The sequence below is a fragment of the Brakhagea baltica genome, assembly GCF_052161605.1.
In the GTDB taxonomy this organism is placed as follows: Bacteria; Planctomycetota; Planctomycetia; order Pirellulales; family Pirellulaceae; genus JBKCUI01.
Genome location: NZ_CP197409.1, coordinates 4,488,248 through 4,510,779, shown reverse-complemented (window position 1 = coordinate 4,510,779; position 22,532 = coordinate 4,488,248). Strand labels below are relative to the sequence as shown.

Sequence of the window (22,532 nt, the reverse complement as noted above, 5' to 3'; positions counted from 1 at the left end):
AACCGCTTTTCGCAACGCGTTTTCTTGCGTGAAAATATTTTTTCAAATTTTTTGAAACACAGAGAGCACTGAGACTCGCATCGTGAGCCATTCGCCTCCACGCGGTTTGGAAAACAAGATACAGAACTCTTGCGAGTCCAGCTACGTAATTCTTGCGAGTCCAGCTATTCCCCGCAATCGTACACGGCGACCGTCGGCGTGATCCACGCAGCGGGCTCCATGAGAAGCAACTCTTGAAGTAACGGCAAATCCTCCCGTGCGAGCGTCGCAGTATCAAAGTCGCTGTACCGGATCCCCCACGGCTCGGCATGATACAAACTCCGTGATACCACCAACGGCGTTCGAAGCTTTCTAGTTCGAGACAAATCAGTTGTAGACCTTGGAGTTGTTGTGCGACTCTTGGCGTTGGCAATCGCTCTCTCGATCTGCTCTCGATTCCCCACCTCGGACCACGACTCCAATGCCTCCCGACCAAATCCCGAAACGATGCGATAGATCGGTTCATCAAGAGCTCTCTCGGATTTCTCACGTTCGAGCCAAGCGGCAACATGGTACACATCTTGTCCGTAGTCAAAATTGCTGTCGTTGAGCGCCATCGGAGTTCGATACGCTCCCCCAAAGAACGGATTGGTATACGAGAACGGATGGGACCATTTAAAACTCATGTCCCAAACCATAAACACCACGATCAGACCAAGCAGTCCTCTCCCGATAACCGTCCCAAGTGTTCTCCCTCCCACCTCTCTGCTCAGTACTGAGGGCAAACACCCGGCAGCCAATACATACAACACGGGCAACGCCGGGATGAGATAACGCATGTTCCAAACCAAATTCTCTTGAGACTGAAACAGAAGTCCCATAAACAGCAGAAACAAAAAACAAAACAGATTCAAATGAAACCGCTCGTCACGTACAGAATCTGCTAAGCCATCTAAGCTGCGCTCGCGGTTACCCCTTGGTCGGCGTATTGTTTGTACGCCACTTAGTATCACTCCACCCATTCCAATACATAGCGCTATCGGTACCGCAGGTTGTTCTTTGACCCAAAACGCAACCAGAAAGAACCAAGGCAGAGGACCCTCGATCCGTTTTCCCAAAAGATAGGCACCACGGGGCCGATTCATATCGGCAAGCTGTTGGTCGATTCCTTCTAAGAATAGACGTGGAAACGGAGACGGAACATACGAGACCAATTGCTGGAATGTCGATTGGGTTTTCGCTCGCTCGAATCGAAAGTCACGAAACTCCATGCTGATAAACTCATGTTTGCCAATCGGAACCAACGGCTCTTGAAACAGATAGAGTGCATGGAGTGTCATGCAAGCCACCAATGCATGGATTGGCCAGCGAAGCAACAGTCCTCGCCACGAAAATTCTTGTCTCGTCGCCCAACGACTTCCTTCGATTACCAATGGAAAAGCCAAATACAACGGAGCAAACGTGAACTTGGTCCCGATGGCAACCCCCCATGCGACACCAGAGAATACAACAGACTTTAGCGATGCGTGACGCATCAACGGCAGTCCCGTCCACAGAATCGCTGCCATGGCCACACCGGCCGGTGCATCCGCCGATACAATCCATCCGTGACCGAGGATGAGAGGCGAAGTACACCAGAACGCTTGTACCAGTACCCTGGAAAGCATTGGCATGGAACAACATGCCAGCCACAACAACCACGAACCGAGCAGCATCACGGGAATCCGAGCCATTCGGGCAATCCATAGCCCTCGCCTGTAATTCGCCTCGTTGTCGGACATGACTTGCTGTCCGAATTGGAACTCCATTCGAGAGGCGTTGCTTTGTTGTGTAGAGGGAACAACAGGGGGCAATTCGAGAACAGGGATGATGGGTTCGACGAAAGCGATCAACCATTTGTTGGCTGGCGGATTGACCCGAAAGTAGCCTGGGTCCGCGTATTGGGCCAGAACAATTCCACTCGCAAAGTGGGCTGTTTCATCGAAGGTAGGAGACGCCACCCACGCCGCTCTCGCGAGGACGCACGCCATCAAAAGATTGAGCGCGATCACCGAGACGATGGCAATCGCTTTACGAGGGCTTTTGGTCTCAGTCATGGAATGGATTACTTAAGAAACATGCGGGTCGCTGATTACCATCCTCGAATTGCAGCAAAATTGCATTGCACCTCCATCTTAGTAAAACATAAATTTTCGCATAAAAAGACATACCCGTAAGACTGACCTAGCTTCGAGTTCGCTTCACAAAGGCAAAGATAAAAAGTCCAATCAAAATCGCAATGAGCAACGGTAGCGTTAGCCCAAAACTTCGAGTTTTTGTGTCTGATTCCTTTTCCTTGGAGGTTTTCTTAGTAACGATGTTTTCTGCTAGTTTTTCGCCGTCCCAATATCCCAAACGTTGCCGAATCCGTATATCACTTACGGCCGTATTCAAAGGCATTTTCAAATCGATGAAATCAAACTTTCGAGCGGGTATTTCTTTAACGTCTGATATCAGGTAGGTTCGCTTCATTTTAGTGGAAGTCGAGAAAACTTCTCCGTGCATTTCAATCCGGTATGGCAAAACACCCTTGAAAATGGAATCATCATAGAAAGAATGCCATTCTTCTCGAATTAGGTCTTGAACTTCGTACACGTATTTCAAAACCCGAAAGACTGGATTGGGAACGATTAAAAAGGAAAGATTAGCACCCTCGTTATCATCTATTTCAACAGATTTAACTGAAATACCATTCCATTCAGAATCTGCAACCGTACCGGACTTTCTTCTTCCAATCCTAAGCGAATTTTCAAGGGTCGAGTTTTCAAATGGACCGATACTTATTCCGAGTAACCTAGGATTAAATGCAAATGCACCCGATCCTGTTCCAAGTCCATGAACGCACGCAGAATCGCCATCATAATAGTAGACTTCATCAGCCCTGACGATCGAAGTTGCACTTCCTAACGAACTTGGGTTCGTAGTCGATTGTAATTGAAACAGAGCTTCATCCAGAATCATTTCAACATGCCAAGTAGATTGAATCACAGGTTGATCATCTCTGTGAAATTCATCAACCAGAGTGAAAGAGTAGCAATAAAGCGACTCCCGGGATGAACGCACCCCGTCAAGCAATTCCTCAAATTCATCCGCAAAAAGCCCTGAGCAAAGCAGAAGCAGTAGATAGAATCCTGAAATACAACCAAAACTATGGCCATAGATTCTTGAAATTATCCTAGATGCACCGTTGAAATCGTTTAGTAGGTTCCTGTTACGTGTATTCACTCTTCGATCTCGCCTTCTTCTCCGCCCGTACCACATTTGACTCCCTCTTTCTTCTTTACACTCGTCCATGGGGCCATTAGGAGCCCAGTTGGAATACAAACACCATTGCTCCATTGGCAAAGTGTATTTCTATAACACTGACGCAACGGCTCGTTGCAATTCCAACCGGTTGCATTTTCCTCGCACTCGGCCGGAAAATCTTGTTTGACGAGTTTCGGATAAAGAAAAATACCCGGATCATTAAGGCAAGCATTCATGTCTTCATATGAACCGCACGTCAAAACTTCCGCGCAAGCCATCAGATTTCCGGACGGTTTCTCGTTGTCACACTCCCCTTCCCCCCAAACCCGAAAGGACTTTACACACACAAACATAACGACCACAATGAAAAAGATTTTCGAAGACTTGATAGTCACTAGAATTCTCCTAAATTAAAATGGTAAAGTGTAAAACATTTTCAAGAGGTTGCCACAGGCAAGTTTCTATCAGGCCTCTTCGCTTTCTTCGCAGTCATCGTTGCACTTCTCCCCAACGCGTTTCTTTTTGTTCTGCCAAAGTGCGGGGTTAGGATTTCCTTCTACGCAAATCCCATTTTGCCAAGTGCAAGCAGCCTTTCTGTAGCAAGGTTTTAGCGGTTGATTGCAGCGAAAGCCTTCTTTCTCAACACACTTTCTAGGAAAATCCTGTTTAACCTCATACGAAAGAAAGAATTGCGATAAACAAGTATATTCGGTGACGTTGTCCGTACAAAGGGTTACTTCTTCATGGCATGCACCGACTCCGTTTGAGGGAGCTTTGTTGGGGCAATCCAGGACTTCGGCTACAGCCCAGCCTACAGCGACGAAAACCATACAATAACCAATCATAAAATTTCGCACTTTTATTAACCTTTCCAAAGAGAAACGGGTATAGAAATTTTTTGACTTGTATCCTGAGTGGAAACCTCGAGGTATGCTTCAGCCGGTATCTCTCCTGCCAACAGCACGTCAATTCGAAAACACCTTTCATCGACCTTCTCAAACGACTCGATTATCAACTTGGGATCGCTTGCCGTCACATGGATCGCAGCCTCCTCAACCAAACTAGACGAAGCACTTTGAGAAACAAAAACCGTCCGCCGTTGAATTGGTCTTGTAAACACTATCTTTTGAGGATGAGCAGTTAGCGTCCTTGTGATGGTAACTCGAGCAGAAACATGATGAATGTAATTTCCCGTAAGCGAGGTTCTAAACGACAAGTTGCCGTACCAATTCGAAACTGACGAATCGACCTGCGCTGGTTCGAATTCTATACTAACCTCTGTGCAGTTATCTGAAATTTTACGCACCTCTGAAATTACGAACCCTGTGTGTTCTCTCGCGAGTGGAAAAACATCAAGTTCAGCGTTTCGACGAGAAGAAAAAACTAGTTTTTCGACCACTTTTGAATCACGAGTTACTTTTCCGAACTCAAGAAAGTTTGAACTAAGGTCTACAATCGGCTCAACATCCAACCCAATATGCTTGTTGATCGCAATTAACTCGCCATGTTCGTTTTCAAATCTTATAAGAACGGTCGACGACAGCCCGTCTCTCGACATTCCCGTTCTCACATGCAAATTTACTTGGTGATTTCCACCCGCCTTAATTTCTATCCCCTCGAGCACATCAACAAAACTTAAGCAAGAGCATGTTGTGCGAGCATCCAATACCGCCACCTTTCCCCTAGTACGATTATGTATCGTGAGCATAATCTTCGAATCAGACATTTGGATGAGAGCCGTTGGAATTTCTGAGACTTCAAGCTCCAATGGTCCGTCTTTAAAGAACAAAGGAATGGCTGGAAGAACATACACCCCAACGCAAACTGACAAACCCCCGATCATCAATAAATTTAATATTTTACCCCGCATACTGTGACCTAATTCGACAACAGACAAGAACAATAACTTTTTGTGCCATCTATAACGTAGAGACCATCTCAGACTCTTTCTCTGGAAAAAAACCGAGCACGTTTACGACCTGGAATTTCTCGTTGAGGACCACCCTCTGTAGTAGTAATGCAACTTTTTTGCTCAACGCGGACAGGAATTCTGGAAAAATTTTTCGCTTTGCCCTCCATTCTTATGCGGCTCTCGCTACAAAAGCCTGTTATTTTCCCCGAAAAATCGCTATTCGCCACGAGTTTCTTGAGGGGAGGCTTGGGGAGAAATTTTCTGATACACGGAGGTACCGAGAGCACGGAGATTGGCGACATGAGATATTCTGAGCCATGCCCTCCGCGTCCTCCGTGATTCTGCGTTTCCAGAATAGGCTGCTAATCCTGAGGGACATTGAGCAGGCTACTCTCCGCAGTCATGCAAGCGACCGATGCGTGGATTGGCCAGCGAAGCAACAGTCCTCGCCTGTAATTCGTCTCGTTATCGGACATGACTTGCTGTCCGAATTGGAACTCCATTCGAGAGGCGTTGCTTTGTTGTGTAGAGGGAACAACAGGAGGTAATTCGAGAACAGGGATGATGGGTTCGACGAAAGCGATCAACCATTTGTTGGCTGGCGGATTGACCCGAAAGTAGCCAGGATCCGCGTATTGGGCCAAGACGATCCCGCTTGCAAAGTGGGCTGTTTCATCGAAGGTAGGAGACGCCACCCACGCCGCTCTCGCGAGGACGCACGCCAACAAAAGATTGAGCGCGATCACCGAGACGATGGCAATCGCTCTACGCGGGCTTTTGATCGCAGTCATGGAATAGAACGAGTAAGGAAGTAAGATGGGCGACGACAACCGCCCTCGAATCCTACCAGAATCCAATCCTATCTCAATCTCTACTCGTCCTTCGCATCCAAAGCAACGCTGACACCACAGAAAGGATGACGAGCAGAACGATGACCGATAGACGGAAGCTTCCGTTTGTTTTGATAGGAGGTGCCTTTTGGCTTGCGGACGACCGCTTTCCCAGAGCTTCTACGAAGACGGGACTACCACCAAGTTCATTGGAGTAAAGTGATATTTGGTCGTCACCGGCTAGTGCCTCCGGAGTGAACAAAAATGGGTCTATCGGACCGTTTACGATTTCCCAAGAAACGGACGCGGTAACGATTTCCGTGACATCCAACTGCCTATTGACAAATTTCATACCAACCGGAACAAAGACTCCACCTTTCTCTTCCCACGAGGTTTCAAAGTCTAATTTCGTAAGATCTGATTCCGTTACATTTTTTACCCAACCATACCCCTGTCTTTCGTCGAGCCATAATTGCTTTCTGCGTTCGTCTTGTTCCCAGGACAATTTCGTCAAGTGACCGAAAACCTCTACCTGAACATCTTTATTGTTCGAGATAGAGTCCACTATCACTCTGTCATTGAAGGTATATGGCGGTCCCGGGATGGAAAAGGTACCGAGCTTCCTCACGTCAAAAAAACTAATCGTCGAATGAGAGGCGGCAGAGGATATGTTTCGTACGACTGCTCTTCCAGCAGCACGCATTCCCAAGCGTTGATAGGTTTTGTCCTTGGTATAAATTATACGACCACCTTGCGCGATTCCGTCTTCGTCCGGCACCAACCGATCAAAGCGAAATGCTCCTACATCAATATCAAACCAAGTTTTGATCTCAATGGGGTTACCACTATCGATAGTCACTTCTATCCGACAGGCACCTGTGCGGAGTCGCTCGAAGTTGTCTCGGCACCCTGCCAACGCAACGCTCTTTTCGTCCCCAAGAAGGGTGTGAGTTGTTAGAAAAGCCAGTAGAATTGACATCGCAATATTCTTACTCATAAAACGGCTCATTACTTACTCGGGGAGGATTGATGACAATTTACAAACCACGATTTTGGGGCACGGATGGCACACACCTGACGATATGACAGAAACAGATTGCAATTCTAACAACAATAAATTGGTGATCTAGTGCGAGCGACCAGAAGGTCCTCTTCTTCCAGTCGCTTTCAGAAAAAATCTCAACGCTTTTTCCTAATCACAGGCAATCGGCCCCCGTCGCGGTGTAATGAGATTGTTTTCCTAGGTCAAAGGATTTCCTAACCGAACATCCAAGATACGTTTGATTATTTTCATTTGTGTACTCTTCGCACGAACTGCAATGTTGCAAAACCTTACAATAAATGTCTTGTTTCGAGCAAGAATTTTTACCCTCATCAGCCAGATCACAGTCGTCGTTCCATCCCTCGGAATTCTTGATCGTTAACTCCCTTACCGAACACGGCTTGCCCACTGCACTACAGCTAGTTTGTTTACAGCCTGTCTCGTTTTGATGGTTACACAAATAGTCATGGACTGATCTGTCTACCTTACATCCACTACCACCACCTACAATTTCCCTCAACTCTAGTTCCGTAGCGATGATACGTGGTTGACCGTACTGCGAACTCAAGATCGCTAGCCCAACCAGCACTGCCATTGCCCCCGAAACAATTCCCATTTTTCTCAACATGATTTTTTTATCCATACCCTGGGTACAAGGAAAAAAAGCATTAGAGTTCCGCCCAAGGTGATCGCAACTCCCATGATACTCATTCGGTTTGGTAGCGTTTTAATTGCCGTGTCTGGCTCCTCAATGGGTTTCGATGACACCAACAAAACTGCCCCAGAACGGTATCCAGCCCAATCGTAATGGCTCATACGTGAACTACCGCGCAGTCCGTCCTTTACTTCGAGCCATCCGTCGTCGCGAGGACAGAGAACCTGGAAATGCCCAATTTTGGCACCACCAACATTCAAATGAAAAATTACCGGATAAGGCCACTCGATTGACTGATTCGGCTTCAAATTCAATGCATGTGTGAACAGACCACGCGACTCTAGGGTTTCCTTGATTCGTTCGAGTGATGCTCCGGCTTCGAGTTTGGGCCATTGCATTTCTCGTGCTAAATCGATCACGTCTGATGGAATGTCGAAATGTGTCAACACCTCGCGGACGCAACGGGGGCCACAGATAAAATCGGCATAGGGAATAGGTCCCCCAGGCTCATCGTCCATTTTATTGCCTTGGGCGCCCAGTACAGCGAAGGGCAAGAAAATGGTTAGGACTAAAAGGAGATACTGTCTCATCTTGTATCGTTAGCAAATGCGTAGACAGGTAAGCTCAACTGATCGACGGAGCCGAAAAACACCTGAGCGGGAATGGCAACGACAGGCGAAATAACCCTCATAACAATTGGTACCTCTTCTCGCAAACCGCCTCCCGAGATAATCACCCTTCCTCGATGGTCACCGTGCTCCACATCGGCAGCATCGATTTGGCAAGTCACACGCCATCGCTGAACAGGCCCATCTTCCTGATAAGCCAAATCCGCTTGCGTAGCAGTACCGCTAAACCATCGACAATCGGACTCGATATTGATGCCATCCCAGCTTTCCTTTGAGAAATTTTCAACATCGAAGAAAACAGGGCGCCGCTCCCCTGTGCCAACCGAATGCACCCCGAGGTCAACCGAGGATACGTTGAGCTTTTTTCTGACCCGGGCTTTAACCAGCAAAAGAATGGGATCGCTGGACTTCTTTTCCAAGAAAAATCCGACCTTGCGCACATCGTTGGATGGACTATCGGGGGCGTTGAAACCAACAACAATTTCCAGTGTCTCGTTGGGAGGAATGACATTTTTTGCAAGCTTGGCAACCGTACAAGTACAGTCACTCCTAGTCTCGACTATCGTCCAAGTTTCATTGGTATCGTTTGTGATTTCGAACGTGTGATGGACGTTACTGCCTGCAACAATGAAACCGAAATCGTGCTCTACGATGCGGTTTGTAGCTACAGACGAATTGCGTGAATTCCAGTTCGAATGCCCAATGGAAAGGGATTCCGAACAACCAAGCAACGAAATGCTACAGATTCCAAAGCAGCTCATTCGTTTGGAAAAGTCTAACAGTGACATTGCAAAACACTTTGTAAAATTAATGAGCAACTGATGGGGAATTTCGTGACGAACACCTGTTCCTTCGATTAACACAGCATTCTCAGACTCTCAATAAATCAGAAAACCTGAGCACCATTTCTCGCCCCGAGTTTTTCGTTAAACAGACCCTCTGAGGTAGTAATGCAACTTTTTTGCTCGATCGCGACAAGAAATCTGGGAAGATTTTTTCACTGTGTCCTCCATTCTTCTGCGGCCTGCGCTCCAAAACCCTGCTTTTCTGTTGGAAAAACCGCTTTTCGCGATGCCTTTTCTTACGGGAAATTTTTCTAGACATTTTTTGAAACACAGAGGCACAGATTGCACAGAGACTCCTGACGTTAGATGTTCGCCTCTACGCACTTTGGAAACCGAGAAACAGAACTCTTGCGAGTCCTGCTACGCACGAGAAACGGAACACCCCTGATCCGTGGTACCCTTTTGTCTTGTCAGCTTGAGGAGCTGGCTCTACTCTTATCGAGGCGTGAGGAGCCGTGAGCGAATCAAACAACTCAATCGGGAAAATTTTCTAGATGTGGAAAATAGTACGTATTCTGCCGGGTACTCTACTCATCGTTGCTGCAATCGCAAAAGTTCTATGGGCTCCCCAGCTCTTAACTATCCGGTGGATTGCTTAGCTCCTGGTGGCTGCTAGTTGTTGCCGTTGCCACAGAAACGTTCGCGGGAGTCTTTATTCTTGTGGGGCCCGCTCTTTGGTCGTGGCGCGTCGCGATGGTTTTCTTTGCCCTATTGGCTTGCTTCGCGAGCTATTCGCTGTGGACCGGCCAAGACTGCAATTGCTTTGGTTCCAAGATCGGATCGAATGTCACGCTGCCTCTTGATTTGATAATTCTGTTACTCGGTGGACTATTCCCGCCGAGACCATGCCCCAGCACTCCACAGAATCGGTTGCCGAGGGCGCTCGGATATTCGACGACTGCGGCAGTCGTGTTATCAGTTGGCTTGACACTCAGTGCGACCAGTGCTCGAACGGACGACCCGTTGCAGTTTCTATTGGCCGATTCGATGCTAGGAAAGGAATGGCCTCTCACGAAACAGCATCATGCGGCGTTCGCCGATTTGGAGCAAGGGCGATGGCTTGTTTTACTGGTGCGCGAGGATTGTGCTCATTGCCGTGAACTGGTTCAAACCTATTTCACAGATCCTACAAGCTATCGGAAAAACGAGAGAATCGCGATGTTGGTCTCTCAGAATGGGCAGTGGCATATCTGGTTCGATCAAGTGTCGTGGAATCATTCGGATCAACGAATCGACTGGCACGGTGCCGAACCGTTTTTCAGCAGCCCAGCCGTATTCTCGCTCGAGAATGGCATAGTTGTGGAAGGTGCAGATTCCGACAAAGCGACTGTTTTCGTCCAAGACCGACTCGGTCGCTTCTAAGACGTTATGCCACACAAAACTTCCTGTGGACTGGAAGTACTTGAAAACGCTGTTCACACATCACTGATTTTTTTTGTCAGAGAATTTCTTGAGTCATTCCCCCTTCCGCTTCCGCCTTGATGGCTCTTTGTTGCTCGCATCGCGCGTTGTTTTTGCAGCTAAAGGCCGCGTGCGTCAAAAATCCGTAGAAATTCCTAAACAGTATTCACCGGAAAACAAAACGAAGCCCTGTTGACAGGGGTTTAAGGCGGTTTTAAACTCCATTGAAACTTCTGGAACGATTGAGACTCGTTCTAACGGATCCGTGGACTGGAAACACGACCCTTAAGCCCTAAAGAGGACAAGCCCATGTCTGCTCTCTCTCCAACCCATGATCAAGACCTGAGCCCTACATTGGAGCGGATTCGACTCGACGACCCTGGCGGATTCGACGAGATCTATAATCTTTACATCGACGATGTGAGGCGAAGCTGCCGACGTCAGCTTGGCCGGCAGGATCGTTGTGAGCAATACGAAGAAGATCTTGCTCAAGAGGTCATGCTGGTCTTGTGGCAAACGCTCTGCTCGTTCGCAAAGTCGTGCAATCGGTGGAGAAATATTAGTCATGAGCTTATTCAGGCAGTTATCTGTCGCTTGATATTCGAACAAGGGATCAATCGAGGCAAGCATAACGGAAGGCAAAAAAGGCAGAGGTGCGTACCTTTACCGCTTCTCTACGCCGAGCTAACTCGCAGTCGCCAAACAGGACACGACCAAGATGAAATCGATGTTCAAGATGCATTCTACGTCGCTTTTAATTGTCTCTCGAGATCGAAAACACGAGATCTGATACTCCGAAAACTACGAGGCGAATCGGTCGAAGAAATCGCCTCAGCCTATCAGCGTTCTCCAAGAAGTATTCGACGAATATTGGCCGTTTCGATCATTCACTTCGAAAACTTTTTATTTCGATGATCTATAGCGGTGCGTATCGACGGTCAGTTCCGTGCCCATTCTGATAGTTTGGAGTCGCAAGACGGAGAACAAAAATGAAGCTTTCAGTCATTGTACCTGCCTTCAACGAGGAGCGGACCATTTGCTTGCTCCTTGAACGACTCATGCAAGTTCGACAACCTGATTGGCAGATCATCGTGGTCGACGACGGTTCCACGGATGGAACTCGTGGGATCCTCCAAGATGCAGCGAACCGGATGAAGTTCGAATTCATTCTGCGAGAGCAGAACGGAGGCAAGACGGCGGCGGTTCGCAGTGGGCTGGACGCGGCAGTTGGAAATTGGGTTTTGTTCCAGGATGCCGATTTGGAATACGAACCAGAGGATATCGTTCGACTATTGGCAGCAGCAGAGGACTCAGCATCGGTTGTTTATGGACGACGTCCGAGTTACTGGAACAAACCATCCCGCTGGCTTTTTGCGTCTGGTGTATTGTTCATCGACATCGCGTTTTGGATCGTATATCGCCGATTCGTGAGAGACCACGCGACTTGTTATAAACTACTGCCGAGACAATTGATGACATCATTTAATTTGCAATCGACAGGGTTCGAAGGTTGCGTGGAAATCACTGCTAAACTGATGAAGTCCGGAATACAGATTCAGCAGATTCCAATTGAGTATCATCCACGATCCTCAAAAGAGGGCAAAAAACTGACAGCAATGCACGGCCCGAAAGCTCTTCACACGCTTTGGAAATGGAGACGCTGGAAGCCAGGCGGAAAAGTTGATGGAAGGATTGTGTCTCATTCCCTAGTGGGCGTACGTTCTGAATCGCAAAGGATGAGCAAAGCCATGACTCTACCCACGGTGAGGAAATAGACGGTCGCCCAGCTTCCGACTCGGCGAGGCATTTTTACGGCTTAGTAGTTGAAATACCAACCGATAAACATCGCCGTGTTGCCAAAAAGTAATATCGCATTCAACGTCAATAGTATCCAAACCGCCGACTGGTCAAATCGTCTTAAACTCCAGATCACAACCAAAGCCAACGGGAAAGCGGCCAACGCATACCGTGACTGAGAATGTAAGCAAATCCTATAGCCTTGCGTGAAGTATGGAACGCCAATCACGACGAAACAGTACAGTAGCTCGAACCATCTCAGCACGCCAAACCGCCACCCCATCACCATCAAACCGCCACATGACACGAGAACGATGGGATTCCAAAACTGCATGTTGAACAGCGGTAAATCTCTCGGCGGACTATTCCCCCAGTAGCATCGGCAATCGCTCTGATAAGCGTCCCATAACGGCTGTCCCGATACCGCATGTATAATCTGCTCTAAGAAAGAATCTTCTGTTCGTATAGTCCATCCTCTTTGTGCTTCAAACATGGCCAAGGCGTTGCCTTGCATAAAATGCAAATGCACCATAAAAGCAACAAAGCCCACACAGCCCATCAAACTAATGACACCCGTCGTTAAATACCGGAAACGATGCCCAGCATAGTAAAGAAACGTTGAAATCCCCAACAAAGGAATCAGCGTTACCCCGACGACCCGAGTCGCACCAGCACATGCAACAATTGCCGTCAACACCCATGGATTCCAACGTTGCTGTACCCCTAGGAGCAAGCACGCGGCCAAGAGACAAAACAGAGACTCGGTGTAAGCCATGCGAAAGAAGTAGCTGAATGGCGAAAATGCCACACATGCGATGCCGATCGTTGCCCAGCGTTTCGTGGCGCCACGCTCTCGACAGTAGCAATAAAAAACAGCTAAAAATCCTAAGAAAGAAATGTTAGAAACCAACAAAAGGGCGGTCTCTTCTCGCAACCCAAACTTGCATAAGACGCTGCTAATCAAAGGATAGAGTGGCGGGAAAGCGGCGGGATTTAAATCTTGCCAGTTGATCTTTTTCTGATACCCATGACGTATGATATCGACTTGCCAGCGGCCATCCCAAGCAGCCATAGCGGATGGCAGATCGACTCGACTGAGGTGATCTGGATGCGCGGTGCAAAGGGTAACGACTGACATCGAAAAATCGATGGCTGTAAAAACGAGCATGCCCGACCATGCGAACACCATAAAGGGGAGCAACCACTCACCTAGGTAATAGCGATTGGAACTCACAAGTTCGGAAAGTTTCACTCCACCGTTTCCTTTTCATTGCGATCCCTATCTGGGCTTTGACATCGCTCGGCCACATGAAAGCACGGCGCATTCTCTAGTCGCTCCCACATAAAGCAAACCGACGGGATTAAAAACAACGCTAGCGTCATAAGTTGCAAACTTCCTAGTACAACCCAAGTGCGGATATCCCAGTCTAAGCAAAATGTGACGACGAACAAAATGCTGAATAGCGTTTGCGAAAGGAGGCATAAACGCCCCATTCGACGGCGCGTCCGTGGCTGACTCCAGGCAGCTTGAAGACTCAAAGCGATCATTTTACGATAGGAGTACTTCGTCTCTCCCGCCGTGCGAGCTCGCCTATCATACTCTACAGCTACGATGGGATACCCTAACTCAAAAACCTTGAATCGATGAAAGAGGGGCTGGTTCGAAGTTCTCACCAAATCCAGCACAGCCATCCGAGACATCAGCCGAAAATCTCCAGCTTGCATGGTTTCTTCATTGATGCCGAGAAGTCGCATGCTCCGATAAAATCCAAATGCTGTTAATCGCTTTAACCAAGTATCCACGTTACGCGATCGTCTTCGTCCGATGACGATTTGGGCTCCGTCACGTGTTGCACGAAACATCTCGGTTAATACCTCTGGTGGATCCTGGAGGTCTGCGTCTAGCGTTAGAACCCAATCACCAAGTGCGTGTGTGTAGCCGCATAATAGGGCAGCTTGTTGCCCCGTGTTACCTCGCAGCCGAATTCCCTTGATACAAACTCTAATGGCGCACGCTTGTTGAATGAGTTGCCATGTTTCATCTGTGCTACCGTCATCCACCAGAATCACTTCATATTGGAATGGTACGACCGATTGCACCACCTGTAACTTCGCCCAGAGTTCCTCCAGTGTACCAATAATGCAATCCGCTTCGTTATAGCATGGAATCACAACACTTAAGGTTGTGGGGCTCATGAGCTCGGGACTGGAGGCGCTGGGGGGCACGCTTATATTGACGGGGGGCGTCAAGGACCCCTTAGTCTTGAGAGATGATAATTTCATGGCCCGCCTTGGTCGCCTGACCGCGATAGATGCGGTGCTCGATGTTTTCCGATATGAATTTCACCGAACCATCTGCCATGACAAAATGTACTCCGCCTGGGTGTCGGCTTCTGAACCCCTGTACATCCTCCCACACATCCGGGGTCGCCGGTTTCGGAAAGTAATTGGGGGGTGCATGGCACGACGCCCAATCTCCGTTTGCATAGTAAGCCATTGAGCGACTATTGTGAGCAGGGACCCCTTCTCCTACCATAAACGTGTGACTAAGCCCGTCTGTCACCGCTGCGAACCGTTGCGGATTCTGATAGCTCAATCGAAAAAACAGTCCATTGCAGTTCGCCAGGTTATGGACATCTGGCAACGTGCCAATATGTCGACTCCTGGTGCCACCTAGTTGGATATCGCCGAGAACGCCTTGGTAGCTGGTGACGCCGACGGGAATTCCCAAGAACTCCGGCTGTCGTGTGGTAAGCTCGCTGGCCGAGGAATCGGACGGACAGCGTAACGAGCTGGGGATTAACTGAAGTGTTGTTCTCAAACGTGGATCGAACATCCCCTGACCGGAGAAGAAGTCCCCATTAAATCCTACACTGAGCTGTTCGTAGATGGCAGATTGCTCGAGTTGGGGCAATATGCTAACGATCCAGCCTTTCCCGTTGCGCTGGCGAGTCGGTCGACCGTCTGCCCAGGGGCCAATGCTAATCGGTAGCATGCGAAAGCTCCCCTCGTAAGTGTGCAAAGCTAGTCCAATTTGCTTTAGATTGTTCGCGCACGAGATCCTCCTGGCAGCTTCCCTCGCCATCTGTACGGCTGGCAGCAATAGGCCAACGAGAACGCCGATAATCGCAATGACCACCAACAATTCCACTAAGGTAAAGCCGTAATTGATACGCTCACGACTGGGTAGCGAGACTCTGCTTCGAGGGAAATATAAGGCATGCATGGTGAGGCTAGAAAAAACACGCCATCTCGAGTGTGGCAGATCAAAAGTAGGCAATGGGCAACAAAAAAGGACAAACTCCGATCCCGATAATGTTGTATGCAACTTTTCCTGGCGAAGTGGACAACAAATTTTCGAGATTTTTGCATTTCTCGAAAAAAAGCTTTCCCAATCGCTTTTCAAGCTTACCAGTTTGCTCCGTGCCCCCACGTATTGCTCCCTACGGGCCAGACAATACGGGCCAGACAATACGGGCCAGACAATACGGGCCAGACAATACGGGCCAGACAATACGGGCCAGACAATACGGGCTAGACAATACGGGCTAGACAAAATGGACGGAGCCAAATTTGCTGCCGAGACAACCGGGGCATGGTGAAGCCATACGAATCTCGTTTCCCCTCGACAGTGGGTGTCCCATCAGATTAAGTTGACAGGACTGCGTGTTTCACGAATCGCGGCGAAATGCACTTCATCTTAGAAAGCCACCACAAATGGAAGTTCCATGGGTCGATTGGTATAACTCGCTAGACAAGCCGAGTTGGACACCACAGCCGAGTACGATCGGCCTGATATGGCAGATTCTCTATCCGGTGATTCTGCTCACCTTTGTTTATGTGATCGTACAAGCCATACGGGGTAAACTGAGTTGGATGGTCGCGTTGCCGTTCATCCTGAACTTGGTCGCCAATTTGATCTTCACGCCGATTCAGTTCGGTTTGAGAAATCTTCCGTTGGCATCGATCGATATCGTGATCGTCTGGGTGACCATTGTTTGGAGCATGGTCGCAATCTGGTCGCATTCGAAATGGATTGCGATTGCACAAGTTCCCTATCTTGTTTGGGTCTCCATCGCGAGCGTATTGCAATGGACCATCACGATTTGGAACTGGGGAAAGTAGTCGTTCGATTACAAAGATTGCGAAATAAAAAAGAGCAAGGGAGAGATTCTGCGTCCCTCCCTTGCTCCCGCTTTTCGTAATTTGTTACTGCGATCAATTCTTATCGCTTGTGGAAGTTGTAATCCTTGTTGTTCGGATCAAAGTCGGCATCGGTCAGCCCGACGTTGAACTTGAGATCCTGATAGGTGTACTCCTCGATCACTTCCAGATCATCGCCATCTCGCTTGGGCCAATCGTAAGCCGCGTACCGGACAGGAATCTTGAGCTCATCGTCCATGAAGATTTGAGCGATGTGGAAATCAAAGTGTGGTTGTTTGACAGGGTGGGTCACTTGAATGATCGAGCAAGCTCGCTTGCTGACCGTGGCACCTGGAATCAATTCCACTTTGCACATGCCATTCTTTTTGTCACGTTCGCCTCGCTCGATCAACTTGACAACCAAGTTTTCGATACCGATATCGGTCAGAGGATAACGTTGCCCGGCCATTGCCAGGGTGCCGGTTGGGCTCAGTTCGTGAGTCCCTAGTACTCGCTTCATGCCACCTTCGTGAGCGATGAGATTACCGTTGTTACGGTTCTCAACGTAGATGACTTCGCGGCCCTTCGATGCGGCTGGTTTGAGGAATGCTAGGTAAACGCTGAACGGTACAACGATCTGACCGTTATCCGATTTGCGGTTACGAACTTTCAAGTACATGAACTCGTTCTCGCCCAGAGTCGTACCGATCCGCTCCCGCTTGACCAGAATTCCGGTGTAGTCGTTCAACCCGGTTTGGATCGTCTCGATGGATTGATGAGCCAGATTGATCGCTGGGTCGAGAGGATGTGGAACAGCAGCGGCGCCGGGAGCAACCACCTCGTTCTTGGAAACCCTCATTACCGGTTGGGTAAGCTTGGACCCGTTTTCTTGGCAGACAGCGTAGGGGGTGAAGATTCCAACGACACCCGTAGTTAGCACGGCCCGACGCAGCCATTGATTCATTGTTCGCATTTTTAACTTAGTACTCCATTACGTATCTGGCTGGATCCTGGTCCCAAACCTTATCCATGGTATCGAGCCTCGAGATCGGTTCTGTGAAGGCAAATCTCTTGTCTCCTTACAAACGGTACCATCGGAATTGTGTCGTGCGCGTTGCTATAACCGAAATCTGATGGATCCTAGGCATATTGCGAGCCTGCGGTCTATATCAAAAACGGATGTTCCAATTTGCTGGCAATTGGTATCCTACGAATACCAATTCAGTCTACTAAACCAGTCATCAATCTCTCAGTAGCTTAGGTTCTGCGATGAAACTCCGAAAAAACACGCTTCAGCCACTCCGCTTCGACTACACCGGAGCTCTCGGTCCCCAATATGGTATCGACCAAAAAGAGATCGACGAACTGCTGCCCAAGCTGGCTGCCATCCGCGACGAGATGATGTCGACGGAGCTGGAAATGCTAGCTAAGAAGATCCCGACCCCGGCAGCGATGGAACCACTGGACGCGGGGTTCGTCATGATGCCAGCTCGGCTTTTGCAAGAGTACGAATCGGATCGAACCGGAAGCGAGCTGGGTAGACTCTTTAAGCGAGCTAACCAAATACACTCGCTGGTTGATCGGGTTGTCGTGCTCGGGATCGGTGGCTCGTACATGGGGGCTCGGGCGATTCTGGAATCGTGCTGTCAACCATATTGGAACGAACTGAACCGTGCCGATCGGGGCAGCAAGCCGCGTATGTACTTCGAAGGGAACAACGTTGACAACGATTCCTCGCAAGCCCTTTTGCATCTGCTCGGGGCACACAAGAATAAACCTGCGACCACAATCGACGAACGCTGGGCCCTGGTTGTCATCAGCAAGAGTGGTGGGACGCTCGAGACGGCAGCAGCGTTCCGTCAATTCTTGTCGGCCCTGGAGGTGTCTACAGGAGGAGATCGCAACAAGCTGCTTGAATTGCTGGTTCCCGTCACGGGGGATGGTGGCAAGCTCCACAAGATGGCGACTGAGCTAGGTGTCACCGACATGTACCCGGTTCCCGATGGAGTGGGGGGACGATTCTCCATCTTGTCCGCAGTTGGTTTGGTACCAACGGCACTCCTAGGTGTGAACGTGATCGAGTTGCTCCAAGGTGCGGCGGCCATGACCGATCACTTTGCCAAAGCGGCAGCGAACGAGAACATCGTTCTGCAACATGTCGCGGTTAACCATCTTCTCGAGATGAAGCGTAATGTTTCCATCCGTGTGATGAGCGTCTGGAGCAAGGCGTTGGAGTCGTTCGGACTGTGGTACGATCAGCTTTCAGCAGAGAGTTTAGGCAAAGACCTTCTCGGCTTCACACCTTTAACAACGGTCAACACCCGAGACTTGCACTCCCGCCACCAGCAGCATCAGCAAGGTGCCCGCGACAAAGTATTCAACAACGTGATCGTAGACGAATATCGATTTGATCATCTTGCGATCGGCGCGCGTGATAGCGATGCCGACTCGCTCAATGAGATTGCGGAAAAGACTCTTCCGGAGGTCATGAAAGCAGCCATCGAGGGGACAAACCAAGCCTTGCAAGAGGACGGGCGACCTTATACGAATCTCCACGTTCCGTGCGTGGACGAGTTGCACATGGGGCAGCTTTTCCAAATGATGATGCTAGCCACGGTTGTCGAGGGTCGATTGATGGGCATCAATCCTTACGGGCAGCCAGGTGTGGAATCCTACAAGAAGAATATGAACCGATTGCTCGGCCGCAAGTAAAGCGAGCTGATAAATAATCCAGTGCCTGCGGACAATTCTCGGAGATCGCCACCGACTTCACCCTCTCCAAACGCCGTTTGGGGAGGGTCAGCCCGCAAAAGCGTGGCTGGGGAGGGATGCGATGCATCGGTCGGATCGAAATCGACGGCGGCCTGCCCTCCCCGGCAATCTCGCTTAAGGCTCGATTGCCGACCCTCCGGGTCGCTTCGCTGGGAGGGTGAAGACCGGTTCACGGTGTCGACCACCACTGGTTCTCTACGTTTTCTCTGCGTTCTTTAGTTCCCAACGATATCACCCTAAACGATATCTCTGAGCAACACCAACAGTGCATCAATTTGCTCATCGGTCCCTACGCTGATCCTCAATCCATCCATCCACGCAGGGTAGTTCATGTAACGGACTAACACTCCGCGTCGCTTGAGCTCTTCATAGATAGGCTTTGCCTCGCGGTTCGCGTGGGTGCACCAAACGAAGTTCGCGTGAGAATCGATCACAGAAAACCCAAGCGAGCGCAATTCGTTGCTCATTCGTGCTCGCGTGTTTAGTACCTTCTGCACGTTTTCCTGAAGCCAAGCCTGGTCCGACACGGCTGCGGTTGCTCCCGATAGGGAAAGCATATCCGTGTTATACGAATCTTTGACTTTTCGAAGCATGGATACGATTTCTTGGTTCGCAATCAGATAGCCGAATCGCAAGCCAGCCAAAGCATAGGACTTGCTCAGCGTTCTGGTGACGATGATCTTTGGGTTCTTGCTAATCAGGGAAACGGCGCTCTCTGGTGCGAAATCAACATAGGCTTCATCGACCACAATCGGGCAAGGCAAGGTGTCCGCCAGCTCGAGAATCTGGTCGTGTCCGATCAGGGTGCCGGTCGGGCTATTTGGGTTGGGAATGTAGACCAATCGCAAGTCCTTGTCCTGCCGGAAGAATTCTGAGCTCAGTTGAAAACCGGCAGTCAGTGGCACTTCTTCGAAACTAGCTCCCTGCAATTCTGCTAACGTACGGTACAAAACATAGCTCGGACTGGGGAAGCGAATCTTTTGCCCGGCTCCAACAAAAGCTCGGGTTAATATCGTCAAGCAATCATCGCTGCCGTTGCCGCACAGGATCATCTCAGGGGACACACCCAGCACCTGTCCAGCAGCGATCCGAAACGCAGTTCCGAGTGGATCGGGATAGCGTTCTAGACGCCCGGTGGCGGAAAGAATCGCCTCTGCCACCCTCGGTGAAGGGGGGTAAGGGTTTTCGTTGGTGTTCAGCTTGATAGCTTTGCCGGTCTGCGGTTGCTCGCCCGGTGTATAAGGGCTCATCGAGACAACTTCAGGCCTAAACATGTGGGAAATATCCAAGATGCAAACGTTTTTGGTATTAGCGGAGCACAGATGGGGAATCAGGCATGGGGAATCAGGCGACGGTCTATCGTAACCCAAGCTTTGCCGTTCGTCTAACGCCGCAGCCAGCTATCAGAACCGTCCATGGGAGTTGCCATTAACGCTGGGGTTGAGAATTCCCCCTTGTTTGGTTCGGTCAACGGCCTGACCGGATCCGCCAGGTGGGCAAAGGACATGTCGAGCATGGACTGCAATCTGGCGACTTCTGGTGCTTCCGCGTTGTGAGATCGCACTCGGCCGAGAGTGAGTCTGGCTGCGACCAATTCCCCTATCCGGTGCTGAGCGTGAACAATTTGCAACTGCTTTTGCACTTCCTCAGCTGGCAAACGTTCCGAGGCCTTGGCCAATGTCTCAGACGCTTCTTTGGTTCGATTCAAATCCGCCAAAGCCAGCCCACGGTAAAGCAATGCGTTCGGATCGTGAGCGGCCGTGTTATGCAGATCCACCATACGATCCAATACACGTAGCGATCTTTGTGGCTGCCCGAGCGTTCGATAGACCTCTGCTAATTGCAATTGAACCTGCGGGTAGTCGCTCTGAATTAAGAGGGCTCGATGGTAGCAGTTGCGCGCGTCATCCCATTCGCGTTTGGCTTGATGAATTTGACCTCTCAGGGCCCATGCAGCAGCGTTCTTATGGTTATTGGCGAGCACTGCGCTGGCTGCGGCTTCTGCTTCGTCAAAGTTGCCAACTTCTAAGAGCATCTCTCCGAACTGGACCCAGTACTGTGGATTGTCTCCGGACAACCGGATCGCCGTCTGCATATGCTCAATCGCCTTGGTCTGATCTCCTCGGTCCCAAAGGGTTGTCGCATATCCCCAGTGGGCCCGTTCGTCCAAGGGGGATTGCCTGATCGCTTCCGAGAAAAGTAGTTCCGCATCCTGCGTCCTGGCACGCTGCAACGCATCCGCCCCTCGCAACGAAAGCTGCCGAGCATGGACGAGCTGTTTGTTCTCGGTACGGTTCCGCAGTATTCCGCAACCAACGCAGTTCGTTGCCAACAAAACGAGACACCAGACAAACATGCACCCATCAGACCAACGGTTTGAGCGATGGCTTTTCGAGCTTTTGATGGTCTTTGGGCAAGGTCCTGGCAATCCGATGTTCCGCCGATGAGTATCAACACTTCTCAACGGGATAGCTCATACCAAGCTAAACCACTGGGGATCAAGGCAGATGAGGCAAGATGGGCAAGATCCGTAAAAGTCTGCACTTTGCCAGCTATTGTCGTAAAAGTTCACTCCGTGATTTTGAGCAGCTATAATGGGATGTATGTGGCAATCACCAGCATGAACTCAGGTAACGACGGATGGACACTCAACTGATCTTTACGACCCAATTCGCATCACCACTACCGATTCACAAGTTTACGGTAGAGCAATATCATCGACTTGGCGAAATGGGCGTTCTAACCCCTGAAGACAAGGTTGAACTGCTAGAAGGATGGATCGTCGAGAAAATGAACCAAAAACCCATTCATGGCTTTATTGTCGCAATGCTGAACGAATTGATTCAATGTCAATTGCCAAAGTCATTCAAGCTTCGATGCCAGCTCCCGATCACTACCGAGCGCAGCGAACCTGAACCCGACATTGCGATCATTCAAGGTGTTCATGAGGCATTTCGGACACGGCACCCAAGTGGCATCGAGTGCCGTTTGATCATCGAGGTCGCTGACACCTCGTTAGAGAAAGATCGAGCCAAAGCCTGCATCTACCGGGAAGCCGGTGTGCAGGAATACTGGATCGTCAATGTCGCTGACTCCTGCGTCGAACGCTATAAATTCTCAGATCCTGAATCCCAGTCTCCAGAAATCATTTCCAGTAACTCATCCCTCACAATTACTCTGGACGACCGCCGGTTGGAGCTTGATTTGAAACATTTGTTTCAATGACTCCTTGGGCAAGCGTT

General features: G+C 49.6%; 22 protein-coding genes. 7 read left to right on the top strand and 15 right to left on the bottom strand.

Features of this window, described 5'->3' with window-relative positions:
- Positions 1-164 precede the first annotated feature (164 nt).
- The 9 genes from SH449x_RS17230 to SH449x_RS17190 all read right to left on the bottom strand — a co-directional run bounded on the left by SH449x_RS17230 (position 165) and on the right by SH449x_RS17190 (position 9,120).
- Positions 165-2,075, bottom strand: a complete 1,911-nt coding sequence (locus SH449x_RS17230) for a hypothetical protein (protein ID WP_482377318.1) — start codon at positions 2,073-2,075, stop codon at positions 165-167.
- Positions 2,076-2,202: 127 nt separating this feature from the next.
- Positions 2,203-3,243, bottom strand: a complete 1,041-nt coding sequence (locus tag SH449x_RS17225) for a hypothetical protein (RefSeq protein ID WP_482377317.1) — start codon at positions 3,241-3,243, stop codon at positions 2,203-2,205.
- Positions 3,240-3,659 carry a hypothetical protein gene (locus tag SH449x_RS17220; protein ID WP_482377316.1) on the bottom strand — a complete coding sequence of 140 codons (420 nt, stop codon included), beginning with the start codon at positions 3,657-3,659 and terminating at the stop codon, positions 3,240-3,242. Before SH449x_RS17220 ends, SH449x_RS17225 begins: the two co-directional genes overlap by 4 nt.
- Before the next feature lie 69 nt (positions 3,660-3,728).
- Positions 3,729-4,121 carry a hypothetical protein gene (locus SH449x_RS17215; RefSeq protein WP_482377315.1) on the bottom strand — a complete coding sequence of 131 codons (393 nt, stop codon included), beginning with the start codon at positions 4,119-4,121 and terminating at the stop codon, positions 3,729-3,731.
- A gap of 5 nt (positions 4,122-4,126) precedes the next feature.
- On the bottom strand, positions 4,127-5,161 hold the full coding sequence (locus SH449x_RS17210; RefSeq protein WP_482377314.1) for a hypothetical protein: 1,035 nt from the start codon (positions 5,159-5,161) through the stop codon (positions 4,127-4,129).
- A gap of 377 nt (positions 5,162-5,538) precedes the next feature.
- On the bottom strand, positions 5,539-5,967 hold the full coding sequence (locus SH449x_RS17205) for a hypothetical protein (protein ID WP_482377313.1): 429 nt from the start codon (positions 5,965-5,967) through the stop codon (positions 5,539-5,541).
- Between the two features lie 73 nt (positions 5,968-6,040).
- Entirely contained in the window at positions 6,041-7,003 is a 963-nt protein-coding gene (locus SH449x_RS17200) for a hypothetical protein (RefSeq protein WP_482377312.1), read from the bottom strand.
- Positions 7,004-7,669: 666 nt separating this feature from the next.
- On the bottom strand, positions 7,670-8,221 hold the full coding sequence (locus SH449x_RS17195; protein WP_482377311.1) for a cysteine peptidase family C39 domain-containing protein: 552 nt from the start codon (positions 8,219-8,221) through the stop codon (positions 7,670-7,672).
- A 68-nt stretch (positions 8,222-8,289) separates the two neighbouring features.
- Positions 8,290-9,120, bottom strand: a complete 831-nt coding sequence (locus tag SH449x_RS17190; protein ID WP_482377310.1) for a DUF1573 domain-containing protein — start codon at positions 9,118-9,120, stop codon at positions 8,290-8,292.
- Between the two features lie 648 nt (positions 9,121-9,768).
- Here SH449x_RS17190 and SH449x_RS17185 point away from each other — a divergent pair.
- From SH449x_RS17185 to SH449x_RS17175, 3 genes are all read left to right on the top strand, one after another.
- Positions 9,769-10,539 carry a hypothetical protein gene (locus SH449x_RS17185; RefSeq protein ID WP_482377309.1) on the top strand — a complete coding sequence of 257 codons (771 nt, stop codon included), beginning with the start codon at positions 9,769-9,771 and terminating at the stop codon, positions 10,537-10,539.
- A 348-nt stretch (positions 10,540-10,887) separates the two neighbouring features.
- A complete protein-coding gene (locus tag SH449x_RS17180; RefSeq protein WP_482377308.1) occupies positions 10,888-11,493 on the top strand; it encodes an RNA polymerase sigma factor in 606 nt (201 codons plus the stop codon).
- A gap of 74 nt (positions 11,494-11,567) precedes the next feature.
- On the top strand, positions 11,568-12,353 hold the full coding sequence (locus tag SH449x_RS17175; protein ID WP_482377307.1) for a glycosyltransferase family 2 protein: 786 nt from the start codon (positions 11,568-11,570) through the stop codon (positions 12,351-12,353).
- 41 nt (positions 12,354-12,394) lie between these two features.
- Here SH449x_RS17175 and SH449x_RS17170 read toward each other — a convergent pair whose 3' ends face one another.
- Genes SH449x_RS17170 through SH449x_RS17160 form a run of 3 tightly spaced genes read right to left on the bottom strand, consistent with a single transcriptional unit; the run spans position 12,395 to position 15,601 of the window.
- Positions 12,395-13,627 (bottom strand): hypothetical protein, encoded by a 1,233-nt coding sequence (locus SH449x_RS17170; RefSeq protein ID WP_482377306.1) that lies wholly within the window; start codon positions 13,625-13,627, stop codon positions 12,395-12,397.
- A complete protein-coding gene (locus SH449x_RS17165; protein WP_482377305.1) occupies positions 13,624-14,658 on the bottom strand; it encodes a glycosyltransferase family 2 protein in 1,035 nt (344 codons plus the stop codon). Before SH449x_RS17165 ends, SH449x_RS17170 begins: the two co-directional genes overlap by 4 nt.
- Entirely contained in the window at positions 14,633-15,601 is a 969-nt protein-coding gene (locus SH449x_RS17160; protein ID WP_482377304.1) for a DUF1559 family PulG-like putative transporter, read from the bottom strand. Before SH449x_RS17160 ends, SH449x_RS17165 begins: the two co-directional genes overlap by 26 nt.
- A gap of 491 nt (positions 15,602-16,092) precedes the next feature.
- Here SH449x_RS17160 and SH449x_RS17155 point away from each other — a divergent pair, with 491 nt between their 5' ends.
- Positions 16,093-16,500, top strand: a complete 408-nt coding sequence (locus tag SH449x_RS17155) for a TspO/MBR family protein (protein ID WP_482377303.1) — start codon at positions 16,093-16,095, stop codon at positions 16,498-16,500.
- Between the two features lie 100 nt (positions 16,501-16,600).
- Here SH449x_RS17155 and SH449x_RS17150 read toward each other — a convergent pair whose 3' ends face one another.
- Entirely contained in the window at positions 16,601-17,482 is an 882-nt protein-coding gene (locus tag SH449x_RS17150) for a DUF1571 domain-containing protein (protein ID WP_482377302.1), read from the bottom strand.
- A 305-nt stretch (positions 17,483-17,787) separates the two neighbouring features.
- On the opposite strand from SH449x_RS17150, the gene SH449x_RS17145 reads away from it, so the two are divergent.
- Positions 17,788-19,230 (top strand): glucose-6-phosphate isomerase, encoded by a 1,443-nt coding sequence (locus SH449x_RS17145; RefSeq protein WP_482377301.1) that lies wholly within the window; start codon positions 17,788-17,790, stop codon positions 19,228-19,230.
- A gap of 296 nt (positions 19,231-19,526) precedes the next feature.
- On the opposite strand, the gene hisC is transcribed toward SH449x_RS17145, so the two are convergent.
- Together hisC and SH449x_RS17135 are read right to left on the bottom strand one after the other, a co-directional pair.
- Positions 19,527-20,564 (bottom strand): histidinol-phosphate transaminase, encoded by a 1,038-nt coding sequence (gene hisC / locus SH449x_RS17140; RefSeq protein ID WP_482377300.1) that lies wholly within the window; start codon positions 20,562-20,564, stop codon positions 19,527-19,529.
- A 110-nt stretch (positions 20,565-20,674) separates the two neighbouring features.
- Complete coding sequence (locus SH449x_RS17135; protein WP_482377299.1) at positions 20,675-21,625, bottom strand: tetratricopeptide repeat protein; 951 nt, start codon at positions 21,623-21,625, stop codon at positions 20,675-20,677.
- A 48-nt stretch (positions 21,626-21,673) separates the two neighbouring features.
- Here SH449x_RS17135 and SH449x_RS17130 point away from each other — a divergent pair, with 48 nt between their 5' ends.
- A complete protein-coding gene (locus SH449x_RS17130; RefSeq protein WP_482377298.1) occupies positions 21,674-21,946 on the top strand; it encodes a hypothetical protein in 273 nt (90 codons plus the stop codon).
- Positions 21,931-22,515: a Uma2 family endonuclease gene (locus tag SH449x_RS17125; RefSeq protein WP_482377297.1), complete on the top strand. Its 585-nt coding sequence runs from the start codon at positions 21,931-21,933 to the stop codon at positions 22,513-22,515. Before SH449x_RS17130 ends, SH449x_RS17125 begins: the two co-directional genes overlap by 16 nt.
- Positions 22,516-22,532 lie beyond the last annotated feature (17 nt).

Excerpts from the sequence above, each read along its gene's own strand:
- SH449x_RS17165 (WP_482377305.1), bottom strand. The coding sequence starts at position 14,658 with ATGAAATTATCATCTCTCAAGACTAAGGGGTCCTTGACGCCCCCCGTC.
- SH449x_RS17180 (WP_482377308.1), top strand. The coding sequence starts at position 10,888 with ATGTCTGCTCTCTCTCCAACCCATGATCAAGACCTGAGCCCTACATTG.
- SH449x_RS17205 (WP_482377313.1), bottom strand. The coding sequence starts at position 5,967 with ATGACTGCGATCAAAAGCCCGCGTAGAGCGATTGCCATCGTCTCGGTG.
- SH449x_RS17160 (WP_482377304.1), bottom strand. The coding sequence starts at position 15,601 with ATGCATGCCTTATATTTCCCTCGAAGCAGAGTCTCGCTACCCAGTCGT.
- SH449x_RS17230 (WP_482377318.1), bottom strand. The coding sequence starts at position 2,075 with ATGACTGAGACCAAAAGCCCTCGTAAAGCGATTGCCATCGTCTCGGTG.
- SH449x_RS17200 (WP_482377312.1), bottom strand. The coding sequence starts at position 7,003 with ATGAGTAAGAATATTGCGATGTCAATTCTACTGGCTTTTCTAACAACT.
- SH449x_RS17155 (WP_482377303.1), top strand. The coding sequence starts at position 16,093 with ATGGAAGTTCCATGGGTCGATTGGTATAACTCGCTAGACAAGCCGAGT.
- SH449x_RS17175 (WP_482377307.1), top strand. The coding sequence starts at position 11,568 with ATGAAGCTTTCAGTCATTGTACCTGCCTTCAACGAGGAGCGGACCATT.
- SH449x_RS17125 (WP_482377297.1), top strand. The coding sequence starts at position 21,931 with ATGGACACTCAACTGATCTTTACGACCCAATTCGCATCACCACTACCG.
- hisC (WP_482377300.1), bottom strand. The coding sequence starts at position 20,564 with ATGTTTAGGCCTGAAGTTGTCTCGATGAGCCCTTATACACCGGGCGAG.
- SH449x_RS17190 (WP_482377310.1), bottom strand. The coding sequence starts at position 9,120 with ATGTCACTGTTAGACTTTTCCAAACGAATGAGCTGCTTTGGAATCTGT.
- SH449x_RS17130 (WP_482377298.1), top strand. The coding sequence starts at position 21,674 with ATGGCTTTTCGAGCTTTTGATGGTCTTTGGGCAAGGTCCTGGCAATCC.
- SH449x_RS17145 (WP_482377301.1), top strand. The coding sequence starts at position 17,788 with ATGAAACTCCGAAAAAACACGCTTCAGCCACTCCGCTTCGACTACACC.
- SH449x_RS17195 (WP_482377311.1), bottom strand. The coding sequence starts at position 8,221 with ATGGACGATGAGCCTGGGGGACCTATTCCCTATGCCGATTTTATCTGT.
- SH449x_RS17150 (WP_482377302.1), bottom strand. The coding sequence starts at position 17,482 with ATGAATCAATGGCTGCGTCGGGCCGTGCTAACTACGGGTGTCGTTGGA.